Genomic DNA, 11,865 nt, shown 5'->3' with positions numbered 1-11,865 from the left:
TCGACGATAACGCCGACCCGCGCTTAAGAAATTTCGCGCCTGAACGGCGGCAGTGCATTCAGAATCGCCTTGCCATAGCGCTGGGTGACCAGGCGCCGGTCCAGCAAGGTGATGGTGCCGCGATCCTGTTCGGTACGCAGCAAACGCCCGCAAGCCTGAACCAGCTTGAGCGAGGCATCAGGCACGGATATCTCCATGAAGGGGTTGCCACCCCGGGCCTCGATCCACTCGGCCAGGGCCGCTTCGACCGGATCATCGGGAACCGAAAACGGTATTTTGGCGATCACCACGTGCTCGCAGTAGGCACCAGGCAAATCCACGCCTTCGGCAAAACTGGCCAGGCCAAACAACACACTGGAGTCCCCGCCATCGACCCGCGCCTTGTGCTTGTTGAGGGTTTCCTGTTTGGACAGGTTACCCTGGATAAACACTTGCTTGCGCCAGTCGCGCTCCAGGCCGTCGAATACGTCCTGCATCTGCTTGCGTGATGAAAACAGCACCAGCGTGCCCCGCGAGCCTTCGACCAGCGCGGGCAAGTCACGAATGATCGCCGCCGTATGAGCCGTAGCGTCACGGGGGTCCGCTTTGAGGTCAGGCACTCGCAACACACCGGCATCAGCATGATGGAAAGGGCTGGGCACCACCGCCGTCACGGCTGTTTTGGGCAGGCCGGCACGCATGCGGAAACGGTCGAAGGTGCCCAGTGCTGTCAGGGTGGCGGAGGTCACGAGTACCCCATAGGCCACGTTCCACAGGTTGCGACGCAGCATCTCGGCGGCCAGGATGGGGCTGGCGTTGACCTCGATATCAAACAGCGAACCGCTTTCCGCCAGGGTCAGCCAGCGCGCCATGGGCGGGTTGTCTTCAGGGTCTTCGACAGTAAAGGCGGTCCACAGCTCCCAGTTGCCCTGGGCCCGGGACAGCAGGCTGCCAAACAGCGGGTACCATTCCTCGGCCTGGTTGCTGGTGATGCCGATATTGACCTCGCCATCCATACCGTCCTTGAGAATCTCGGTCAGACGAGTGAACAGGTCGGTCAGACGCGAGAATCCTTTTTTCAACTCGATGCCCATTTCACGCATGTGATCGGGAATCAGGCCGCCAATAAAGCGATGGCGCGGACGCTCGCGACCCTCGGGCTCTTCGCCGACTTTAAAGTCGGCGATCTGCTCGCAGGCAGTGAACATGAACTGTTGCTGGGCCTTGATTTCTTTGGCCAGCTCCGGCACTTGCTCCAGCAAACGCCCCAGGTCGCCGGGCAACGGGTGTTGGGCCAACAGTTTGGTAAGGTTCTTGGCGGTTTGCTCCAGCCAGTCGGCGGTGGAGCGCAAACGGGTGTAGTGGGCAAAATGGCCAATGGCCTTGTCCGGCAGGTGATGGCCTTCGTCAAACACATAGACCGTGTCACGGGGATCAGGCAATACCGCGCCACCCCCCAACGCGAGGTCGGCGAGCACCATGTCGTGGTTGGTGACGATCACGTCCACCTTGCTCATGCCTTCCCGGGCCTTGTAGAAAGCGCACTGGCCGAAGTTGGGGCAATGACGGTTGGTGCACTGGCTGTGATCGGTGGTCAGGCGCGCCCAGTCCTGGTCTTCAAGGGCCTGGGGCCAGCTGTCGCGGTCGCCGTCCCACTTATTGCCGGCCAGCTTTTCGATCATGCTGGTGAACAGCTTCTGGCTGGCCTCATCGACTTCGATCTTGAAGCCTTCTTCCTCGAACAGCTGCGCCGTCGCGGTTTGCGCGTGGCCCTCTTGCAGCAGCATGTCGAGCTTGGACAGGCACATATAGCGGCCACGGCCCTTGGCCAGGGCAAAGCTGAAGTTCAGCCCGCTGTTGCGCATCAGGTCCGGGAGGTCCTTGTAGACGATCTGCTCCTGCAGGGCGACCGTTGCCGTGGCAACCACCAGGCGCTTGCCCGCGGCCTTGGCCACAGGAATGGCAGCCAGGCAGTAAGCCACGGTTTTGCCGGTACCGGTGCCCGCTTCTACGGCGACCACAGCCGGGTCGCCACTGCGGTGGTTTTCTTCGTCGGTGTCGATATCGCCCAGCACCTTGGCCACTTCAGCGATCATCAGACGCTGACCGTAACGCGGCTTGAGGCTCTTGGATTCGAGAAAACGCGAGTAAGCGCCCTGGATCTGAGTTTTGAGTTCGGTACTAATCATGGTTCTTCGGGCGCAAGAAACGCTGGATAAATTTTCAGTGGTTCGAATGACCGCTATCATACCCCGCTAATTCATCCCGCGCCGAACGGAGTACCCCAATGACCGCCTTTGCCCTCGCCTACAGCCTGCATGTACTGGCCGCCCTGATCTGGGTGGGCGGCATGTTTTTCGCCTGGATGATCCTGCGCCCGGCGGCTGTCACGGCCCTTGAAGGCCCGGTACGGTTAAAGCTGTGGGTAGAAGTGTTCCAACGTTTTTTTGTATGGGTGTGGATCGCAGTGGTGATTTTGCCGATAAGCGGTGTAGGTCTTCTGCAAATGCGCTTCAACGGTTTTGAAACGGCGCCGCGCTATGTGCAGATCATGATGGGCTTGTACATCGTGATGGTGGCGTTGTTTATCCGCATTCAATCGCTGCAGTTGCCTGAGTTGCGCAAGGCCGTCGAAGCCCAGGCTTGGGCTGACGGGGCAGCGGCAATTGGGAAAATTCGCCGGTTGGTGGGGTGCAATCTGATTGTGGGGCTGGTGTTGGTGGCAATTGCGGCGGCTCGGCCGACTTTTTAAAAGCCGGATGGGTGTAGCTGCCGAAGGAACGAGGCGGCGTCCGGCTGCGCAGCAGTCGTAAAACCATTTAATTACGGGGTATCAGAGGGTTCGTGTTTGCAGTGTTTGCGACGACGACAGCAAGGCATTTGGCCTTTAATATCAGGCGTTTCGTACGACGTTTCGCTTTCGTTTCCGTGAAACTTGCTAAAAAATCCCGTTCGCTTGCGCCGCTTAAAATCGGGGAATAGTCTCGGCCCATCGCTGCAAAGCTGGCCAAGGGTTATGTCGACAAGTTGCTGGACACGCTGGTAACGCACTGAAGCAGCACGCGCCTGATTGGTGACAGGCACGTCGTTTATTTATACGTAGCTGTGCCGCAAATCAACTGATCCACCGGTTACATATCCGGCATTTGCGTCTAACTGAAATATTGGTTTCGCTCTTACAGCGAGTCACTTTGCAAAAGCGGCAAAGTAACCAAAGCGCTTGCGCCCCATCGTACGGCCTTCGCTGCGCTCAGGTTCACTCGCTCCGGTCCTGTTCCGTGGGCACGCCCCACGGGCCATCCATGGCCCATCGCGGCTCTCCCGGCATCCATGCCGGTCGACCCACTCCACAGAACCTCCACTCGCCCTCCCGGGAGGGCAGGCAGATCAAAAGCACAGCGCCCCCGAGGCGGCCGACCGGCCGGCCTGTTCGGAGTGAATGTGTTGCGCAATCTGCGCTTAGCGCCTCAGCGGATATTGCGTGCCGTGCACAGGTTACAACCGCTGGATAGTCACAGCACCTGCCGTACCCGCTTCCCCCGGCTGCCCGGCCAGGCCCGGCTTGCCGGACTTGCCGCCATCGGTGCGATACACCACACAGCCCTTGGCTTTGCCGCCTGCGCCAGCCCGTCCGGCCTCGCCGGGCTTGCCGCCCGTACCGCCGTCAACCCGCACACGGACCTGCTCGGCCGGGTAGTCACGCGGCAGCTCAACCCGCACCTGCCCGCCGGCCGCACCCGGTTGCCCGTTACCTCCATTGTCGCCATTGGCTCCGGAGCCCGCCGCGCCCCAAGTACAGCCTGGCTCTTCGCCATTACCGCCATCAAGCCCGGCAAAACCCGGCGCTCCCGTACCGCCACGGGCATCAATGGACAGTTGCGGCGCTTGCAGTGACTCAATTCGCAGGCTCAGGTCCCGGGCTGGCCGCGCAGGCTTTTCAAAGGTACCGGTGGCGCCACGGGCATTGATCTGGCTGCCCTCGCCCAGTTCGGCACGCGCCACCCGCAGCGCGATGCCGTGCTCGGCAGGAACGATAGTGATGCGTGCTTCACGACCCAGCTGCAGTTGGTCGATATAGACCTGGGTGATCCCCGCTGGAATCAATAACGTCCCGTAGTCAGCAACATCGAGCTTTTCCAGGCGCAATACACTGACGTTAGCGGGCAGGCGCATCATCGAGTTGGCCTCGACCGAGACGACCTCGGCCTGAGCAAAAGGGCTGCACAAGGCAGCCAACAAACATAACTTACGCATGGCTGGCATCTCGTTCGCGGGAGGCAGGAAGGGTATGTGCGTGAAAAACTCCAAACACAAGAATCAACAGGCGATCACGCCAGGGATGGCGGCGGCCTTGCAGGCGACCTTTGAACAAGAGCACCTCAAGCACATGGGTCAGCACCAACAGGCTGCCAACAAGGTTGATCAGCACATCGAACGGGTAGACCAAGGGCTGGTACAGATTACTCAGCACCAAGGCCCAAACTATCAGTGTCAATGCTTTACCCAGCCCCCAAAGCACCCTCATACATCCGCCTTTAGCATGTTCTTTGTCGCACATTAACGGCTTGTACAAGCAGGACGCCATAGACCGTCATAAAAAGATTCGCCGCAACTTCGACTGGCCCGGGCAAAACCGCGGCGATACCAAGGGTTAACGAATGATCAGAATCTCGGTACGTCTGTTTTGGGCGCGGCCCTCAGGGGTCTGATTGCTGGCCACAGGGTTCGACTCACCGGCTCCCTCCACGGAAACAAACTGGCTGCGCGGTACACCGCTGTCGATCAAGTACTCAACCACCGACTGCGCCCGTGCCTTGGACAGTTTCAGGTTGTAGGCCTCATTGCCCACACTGTCGGTATACCCTGTGACCTTCAACTGGGCGTTGGCGGCGTCTTTTTTCAGGCGCGCGGCTATGATATTGAGCTTTTCCTTGTCCGCCGCAGTCAACCGGGCAGAGTTGAATTCGAAATTCACATCACGTACTACAATAGCCTCTTGCTTGACGACCACCACTTCTTCAACCACCACCACGGCCACAATCGGGCAGCCCGCAGCATCGACTTTCACGCCTTGGGGCGTATCAGGGCACTTGTCGCGACTGTCCGGAACACCGTCGCCATCCGCATCGCCGTCACCGTGTACCCAACAGTAAGCCGCGGCCATGCCCGCACCGAATACGGCACCACCCCCCGCCCAGGCCGAGCTTTTTATTGCACCCAAGGCCGCCCCGCCCACACCGCCGACTGCAGCACAGGTGGGCCAGTCAGTTTTTTGCAACCCGGCACAGCCCGTTAATACGCCGGTGAGAACAACCAGAGGTACTGCTGTTCTTATGATGCTCATAAAAGGGTCTCTCCTGAGGGTCGGCGTTTGGCCGATGCAAGGCAAAGTAAAGACTGCGCTCAGGGTATGCGCCAGCAAAGTGACAGTAGCGGCAACAGCCCACTAGGCCGCGCGGCTTGCGCAGGCTAGTCTTGGACGCTCTAAGTGAGGACCTTCGATGACGCCCGGTATTTCTACACGTACACCCCAGCAAGCGCTGGCGGCCTTGCTGGATCGTTATGCGCCACAACGCCTGCTCGTGGTCGGGGCCAGCAGTTTCCCGGCACTGGCCGCCTTCGAGGCTGCGCACCCCGGCGCGCAGGTGGCCCGAGCAGCGCCTGGCCCGTTGCCCGAAGACCTGGCAGCGCAACGCTTTGACCTGGCACTGGTGATCGACTGCCTGGAGCACCTGCCCAAAAACAGCGGGCTGCAATTGCTGGGCGGCATTCGCAACCTCAATGCCAGTCGCATTGCCGTGCTGGCGGATCTCACAGCCTGCAATTGGAAAGAAACCGACTTTTACGCCCTTGCTTTACAAAGCAATGAGAGGTTTCAGCGTGACGAGCAAGTCCTGACGCTCTTTACTTACGACTTGCGCGAATACAAACAAGTACCCGACTGGCTAAACGCCAGGTTTTGGGCAAACCCGGAAAACTTTGGCAAGTATTGGTGGTAACCCGATGAGCACATCCATTTGCCCCTGCGGCAGCGGCAACCTGCTGGAAGCCTGCTGCGGGCACTATCATGACGGCCACCCGGCCCCGAGCGCCGAAACCCTGATGCGCTCACGCTACAGCGCCTATGTATTGGGGCTTGTCGACTACCTGGTCAGCACCACCCTGCCTGTGCAGCAAGCCGGGCTGGATCGCCAGTCCATTGCCGACTGGAGCGCGCAGAGCACCTGGCTGGGCTTGACCGTTGAAAGCAGCGAAGTGTTCGGCGGCCAACCGGAACACGCCTTTGTGACCTTTACTGCACGCTGGCACGACGCCAATGGTGAGCACAGCCACCGCGAGCGCTCATCCTTTGTGCAAAGCGCCGGGCGCTGGTACTTCATCGACCCCACCGTACCGCTCAAGGTCGGGCGCAACGACGCTTGCCCATGCGCCAGCGGGCTGAAGTTCAAAAAATGCTGTGCCGGTTTTTTCGGTCAATAGGCTGGACTCTGAGGGTTAAACAATGGACGTGCGGGCCCGAACAATAAAAACAATCGCCCTGGCCATGCTGCTGATGGTATCGGGATGCACCTCCTGGTTCGACTCAGGCGACAAGGACCCGGACGTGCATCTGGAAAAAGTCGAACTGGTGCAGGCCAAGCTGCTGGAGCAGCGCTTCAGGCTGCATTTTCGGGTCGACAACCCCAATGACTCGACACTGACCGTACGCGGCCTGAGCTATGCCGTGTATCTGGGCACCATCAAGCTGACCGAAGGTGAGAACGAACACTGGTTCAGCGTGCAACCCAACAGCAGCGCCATGTACGTGATACCGGTGCGTACCAACCTCTGGCCGCAGGTGCGCCCGCTGGTCAATTTGCTTGAAACACCCGACCAGCCCATCCCCTACCGACTCGAGGGCACACTGCAAACCGGGCTGTTCTACGGTTACGACGTGCACCTGACGCGCAAAGGCGAGATAATCCCCGGCGATTTTATTCCAGAGTGATTGAGCAATGACCCAACAACCCCACGTTCATGGCCCCGACTGCAACCACGATCATGATCATGGCCACACCCATGACCACGATCACGGTCATGTACATGGCCCGCATTGCGGCCATGCACCTCAAGAGCCTGTGCGCAACGAGCTGAAAGACGTTGGCCGCAACGATCCCTGCCCGTGCGGCAGCAGCAAGAAATTCAAGAAGTGCCACGGCGCCTGATCCCTCGGGACGCTTTGCAAACGCCGCACAGGATCCAGTGTCCTGTGCGGCGTTTGTGTTTTTGCTTTATGAAAAAGTGCGTCACAAACCATGACCTGCTTTCATCCGACGCGCTTTTGGGGGTAAAACTGACAGCCCACAGTCGATGACCGCCTCTGATGGTCGTCAGGTGCTGGGTGAACATTCCCTTCTGGAGCCCTTCATGATCGATCTTTATTACTGGACCACTCCCAACGGCCACAAAGTCTCATTGTTTCTTGAAGAAGCTGGCCTGCCCTACAAGGTTCATCCGATCAATATCGGCAAGAATGAACAGTTTGCTCCGGACTTTTTGAAGATAGCCCCGAATAACCGCATCCCGGCCATTGTTGATCAGGCACCGGCCGACGGTGGCGAGCCACTGTCCTTGTTCGAGTCCGGCGCGATCCTGCTGTACCTCGCGGAAAAAACCGGGCAATTTTTACCAAAGGACCTGCGCGGCCGGCAAATGGCCCTGCAATGGCTGTTCTGGCAAATGGGTGGCCTGGGGCCAATGGCCGGGCAAAATCATCACTTCAACCGCTTCGCACCGGAAAAAATCCCGTATGCGATCAAACGCTACACCGAAGAGACGGCCCGTTTGTATCGCGTATTGAACAAACAGCTGGAAGGCCGCGAGTTTGTTGCGGGTGACGAATACAGCATCGCCGACATGGCGATTTACCCGTGGATCGTGCCCCATGAATGGCAGGGGCAGAACCTGGATGATTTCCCGGCCCTGAAGGCCTGGTTCCAGCGAGTCAAGGCGCGCCCGGCTACAGAACGTGCCTACGCACTGGTGGATAAAATCAACCCGCCGAAGTAGTGCATATAGCGCTTGCACGGTGTCATCGGCCTCACTAACGTAGCGGCTTTCGATGACACCACCCCCGCAGGAGCTTTGCCATGGCCTCGCCAGCCTTTACTTCTTTACTACCCCGGTTCGGCGTTGCCGCGGCAATGGTCAGCCTGCTGGGCCTGGCCGGTTGCCAGATAAACAACCATGCCACTGAAAGCCTGGTGCCAGCCTCTGGCGTGCAACCGCTCAAGGGCCTTGCGCAGAACGTGTCGGTACGCCGCAACATCCAGGGCATGCCGCTGATCGAAAGCAGCAGCTTCCATGACGCCCTGTTCACCCTGGGTTATGTGCATGCCGGTGACCGAATCAGCCAGATGGTGCGTTTGCGCTTGCTGGCCCAAGGCCGCTTGGCCGAGCTCAACGGCGTTGATGCACTGGAAAGCGACCGGTTGATGCGCACCGTCAATCTGAAAAAGAACGCTGACGAGCTTTATAAAAGCGCTTCACCGCGACTTAAAAAGTTTTTCGAAGTCTACGCTCGCGGAGTCAACGCCTACCTGTTCCGCTACCGCGACAAATTGCCGGCCGATCTGGCGCAGGCCAGCTACAAGGTCGAGTACTGGAAACCCGAGGACTCGGCGCTGATTTTCAGCCTGTTGAACTTCGGCATGTCGGTCAACCTGCAAGAAGAACTCAACGCCCTGGCCCTTACGCAAAAAGTCGGCACCGACAAACTGCCCTGGCTGATGCCAACCTATCCCAACGAAGCCCTGCCCAGCAGCGAAGCCGACAAGCTCAAGGGCCTGGCCCTGGGCAGCCAGTTGCAAGGCTTGAGCGGCGTGTCCCAGGCCCTTGAACAGGTGAAGCAACTGAGCCTGCCAGGTGTCACGGCATCCAGCGACTGGGCCATTGGCCCGCAGCGCAGCCGCAGTGGCAAGAGCCTGCTGGCCAACGATATCCATCAACCCATAGGCGTGCCTTCGGCCTGGAACTACGTGCAGATTCGCGCCCCCAAATACCAGGCTGCCGGGGCAACCATTGCGGGCTTGCCGACCCTGTTTGCCGGGTTCAACGGCAAGGTGGCATGGGGTATGAGCATGGCCATGGGCGACAACCAGGATGTGTTCCTGGAGAAGCTCAAACGCCAGGGCAGCAGCCTGTACTACATGGCGAACGGCAAGTGGCTACCGGCGACGGTGCGCAACGAAACCTTTTTCGTCAAAGGTCAGCGTCCGATTCGCGAAGTAATTTACGAAACCCGCCACGGGCCTTTGCTCAACAGCACCCTGGGCAGCCCCAATGCCCTGAACAGTAGCCTGGGCCTTGCCCTGCAAACCCCGGACTTGCAGGGCGACAAAACCCTCGACGCATTTTTTGACCTGTCCCGTGCCCAGAACAGCGAAAAAGCCTCGGATGCCAGCCGTGAAATCCGCGCTGTGGCGCTGAACCTGCTGTATGCCGACGCCAACCATATCGGCTGGCAAGTGACCGGGCTCTACCCCAACCGCCGTGAAGGGCTTGGCCTGTTCCCGTCGCCGGGCTGGGATGGCCGCTACGATTGGGAAGGTTACGCCGACCCGATGCTGCACCCCTACGACCAGGACCCGACCCAAGGCTGGCTGGGTACCGCCAACCAGCGTACGGCCGCCTATGGCTACGGCATGCAACTGTCCAACTCGTGGCTGTCACCTGAGCGCAGCGAACGCCTTGCGCAACTGGCAGGCAGTGGCAAACAGGACGCCCGCAGCATGATAGCCATGCAGTACGACCAGACCACGCTGTTCGCAGCCAAGCTGAAAACCATGTTCAGCGCCCCCGGCATGGCACAGCCTCTGAAACAGGCGATCGCGGCATTGCCCGCGCCAGAACAGGCCAAAGCCCGTGAAGCTCTTGGCCGGCTGATGGCATTTGACGGCAAGCTCGGCGCCAACTCGGCCGATGCGGCAGTGTACGAACTGTTTTTGCAGGAAAGCACCCGGCAGATCTTCCTGGATGAACTGGGCCCCGAGAACAGCGCCAGCTGGCAGGCATTTGTGGCCAACAGCAACCTGTCTTACCCGGCGGTAGCCGATCACTTGCTGGGCCGCGAAGACAGTCCTTTCTGGGACGATAGCCGCACCACGCAAAAAGAAGACAAACCGGCCATTCTGGCCCGCAGCCTGGCCGGGGCGATCAGCACCGGTGACAGCCTGATGGGTAACGATCACAAAGCATGGCAGTGGGGCAAGCTGCATCAGTACGTATGGCGCAATGCCAACGGCCAGACTGTTCGCGCCCCCGTTATGGCAGGCGGCGATCATACGACCCTCAATACGGCGGCCTACCACCTCGCAGGCGCAAACTTCGAGGTGACGCAGATACCGGCCATGCGCATGATCATCGACTTCGGCCAGGTCGAACCGATGATGGCGCAAAACAGCACCGGGCAATCGAGTAACCCGGCCAGCCCGCACTACACCGACGGTATCGATCCGTGGCTCAAAGGGCAGTACATCAGCTTCCCGATGCAGCCGCAGAACTTCGACAAGACCTACGGCAAGACCCGTCTGACCCTGGTTCCGGGCAAGTAACCTAGAGCCACAGCCTGCCCTCTCATGCACAAAGCCGGGAGAGGGCATATGCTGAGTAAAAGGTGCAATTTTTCATTTGTATGTCGCCCATAATATGCTTCGATTGGGGCGACTGGCACAGCGCTACTGTCTGGCCATCTGAACTTGGCTCACAAGGACGTCTCCATGCAGCGACATCAAATTCATCCTTTGCTGGCACCTGTCCCGGGCACTGAACGGCTTATTCACAGTTTTCATTACGGGCCTGCCCAGCCCCGAGGCAAGATCTATATCCAGGCCTCACTGCATGCGGATGAATTGCCCGGGATGCTGGTCGCCTGGCACCTCAAGCAGCGCCTTGCAGAGCTTGAGGCGGCGGGACGGTTGCTCTTTGAGATAGTCGTGGTACCAGTGGCCAACCCGGCTGGCCTTGAGCAGGTCTTGATGGATATCCCGCTGGGGCGTTACGAGCTGCAAAGCGGGCAGAACTTCAATCGTAACTTCCTGGACCTGAGCACGCAGATTGGTGATGAGCTTGAAGGCCAGCTCAGCGATGATCCCGCACAGAACCTGCAATTAATCCGCCGTCGCTTGCGCGAACTGCTGTCAGCGCAAGTGCCGACAACGCAGTTGCACTCCCAGCGCCTGACCCTGCAAACGCTGGCCTGCGATGCCGATATGGTGCTGGACCTGCACTGCGACTATGAGGCCGTACCCCACCTGTACACCACGCCTGAAGCCTGGCCGCAGGTCGAACCGCTGGCGCGCCACCTCGGCGCTCAAGCCAGCCTTCTGGCAACGGACTCCGGCGGGTTGTCGTTCGATGAGTGCTTCACCCTGCTGTGGTGGCAACTACAGCAGCGTTTCGGTCATTGCTATGCGATTCCCCAGGGCAGCTTTTCCGTAACCCTGGAATTACGCGGCCTGGCAGATGTGAACCACAGCCATGCAGGGCACGACTGCCAGGCGCTGATTGATTATCTGATCGATTTTGGCGCGATTGACGGAGAATCCGTGCCTTTGCCACCCCTTCTCTACCCCGCCACCCCTTTGGCCGGCGTAGAGCCCGTGGCAACACCGGCAGGCGGGCTGCTGGTGTTCAATGCCAGGCCGGGGGAGTATCTGTGCGCTGGCCAGTTGATTGCCGAGATCATTGACCCCATCAGCGACAAGCTCACACCGGTTTACTGCGCCAGCGCAGGTTTACTGTATGCCCGCTCTCAGCGGCGAATGGCCACCGCAGGCATGGTGATTGCCCACGTGGCAGGCCGCGAAGCCTATCGTAGCGGTTATCTGCTATCGCCTTGAGCCACTA

General features: G+C 59.6%; 12 protein-coding genes. 8 read left to right on the top strand and 4 right to left on the bottom strand.

The window, feature by feature from the left end; translation table 11 throughout:
- Positions 1–23: 23 nt before the first annotated feature.
- A complete protein-coding gene (gene dinG / locus PPTH39_RS09545; RefSeq protein ID WP_095002975.1) occupies positions 24–2,168 on the bottom strand; it encodes an ATP-dependent DNA helicase DinG in 2,145 nt (714 codons plus the stop codon).
- A gap of 98 nt (positions 2,169–2,266) precedes the next feature.
- Between dinG and PPTH39_RS09540 the strand changes: the two genes are divergently transcribed.
- Positions 2,267–2,731 carry a CopD family protein gene (locus tag PPTH39_RS09540; RefSeq protein ID WP_095027020.1) on the top strand — a complete coding sequence of 155 codons (465 nt, stop codon included), beginning with the start codon at positions 2,267–2,269 and terminating at the stop codon, positions 2,729–2,731.
- Positions 2,732–3,474: 743 nt separating this feature from the next.
- Here the strand turns inward: PPTH39_RS09540 and PPTH39_RS09530 are convergent.
- From PPTH39_RS09530 to PPTH39_RS09520, 3 genes are all read right to left on the bottom strand, one after another.
- A complete protein-coding gene (locus PPTH39_RS09530; RefSeq protein ID WP_095032388.1) occupies positions 3,475–4,233 on the bottom strand; it encodes a hypothetical protein in 759 nt (252 codons plus the stop codon).
- Positions 4,226–4,504: a DUF1145 domain-containing protein gene (locus PPTH39_RS09525; protein WP_095002972.1), complete on the bottom strand. Its 279-nt coding sequence runs from the start codon at positions 4,502–4,504 to the stop codon at positions 4,226–4,228. Before PPTH39_RS09525 ends, PPTH39_RS09530 begins: the two co-directional genes overlap by 8 nt.
- 126 nt (positions 4,505–4,630) lie before the next feature.
- The gene (locus PPTH39_RS09520) at positions 4,631–5,323 is read right to left on the bottom strand and encodes a PA1041 family peptidoglycan-binding anchor lipoprotein (protein WP_095002971.1); all 693 of its coding nucleotides are present in this window, start codon (positions 5,321–5,323) and stop codon (positions 4,631–4,633) included.
- Between the two features lie 157 nt (positions 5,324–5,480).
- Here PPTH39_RS09520 and PPTH39_RS09515 point away from each other — a divergent pair, with 157 nt between their 5' ends.
- From PPTH39_RS09515 to PPTH39_RS09485, 7 genes are all read left to right on the top strand, one after another.
- The gene (locus tag PPTH39_RS09515; protein ID WP_095019457.1) at positions 5,481–5,978 is read left to right on the top strand and encodes a DUF6231 family protein; all 498 of its coding nucleotides are present in this window, start codon (positions 5,481–5,483) and stop codon (positions 5,976–5,978) included.
- 4 nt (positions 5,979–5,982) lie between these two features.
- Positions 5,983–6,459, top strand: a complete 477-nt coding sequence (locus PPTH39_RS09510) for a YchJ family protein (protein WP_095002969.1) — start codon at positions 5,983–5,985, stop codon at positions 6,457–6,459.
- A 22-nt stretch (positions 6,460–6,481) separates the two neighbouring features.
- A complete protein-coding gene (locus tag PPTH39_RS09505) occupies positions 6,482–6,967 on the top strand; it encodes an LEA/WHy family protein (protein WP_095002968.1) in 486 nt (161 codons plus the stop codon).
- Positions 6,968–6,974: 7 nt separating this feature from the next.
- Complete coding sequence (locus tag PPTH39_RS09500) at positions 6,975–7,184, top strand: SEC-C metal-binding domain-containing protein (protein WP_086795965.1); 210 nt, start codon at positions 6,975–6,977, stop codon at positions 7,182–7,184.
- A gap of 202 nt (positions 7,185–7,386) precedes the next feature.
- On the top strand, positions 7,387–8,028 hold the full coding sequence (locus PPTH39_RS09495) for a glutathione binding-like protein (protein WP_095002967.1): 642 nt from the start codon (positions 7,387–7,389) through the stop codon (positions 8,026–8,028).
- A gap of 80 nt (positions 8,029–8,108) precedes the next feature.
- Positions 8,109–10,571: a penicillin acylase family protein gene (locus tag PPTH39_RS09490; protein ID WP_130871907.1), complete on the top strand. Its 2,463-nt coding sequence runs from the start codon at positions 8,109–8,111 to the stop codon at positions 10,569–10,571.
- 165 nt (positions 10,572–10,736) lie between these two features.
- The gene (locus PPTH39_RS09485; protein WP_095019460.1) at positions 10,737–11,858 is read left to right on the top strand and encodes a succinylglutamate desuccinylase/aspartoacylase family protein; all 1,122 of its coding nucleotides are present in this window, start codon (positions 10,737–10,739) and stop codon (positions 11,856–11,858) included.
- Positions 11,859–11,865: the final 7 nt, after the last annotated feature.

Source organism: Pseudomonas bubulae (assembly GCF_900618535.1).
In the GTDB taxonomy this organism is placed as follows: domain Bacteria; phylum Pseudomonadota; class Gammaproteobacteria; order Pseudomonadales; family Pseudomonadaceae; genus Aquipseudomonas; species Aquipseudomonas bubulae.
Note: the sequence above shows the minus strand (reverse complement) of the source record. Positions and strands in the feature narration are given on the sequence as shown.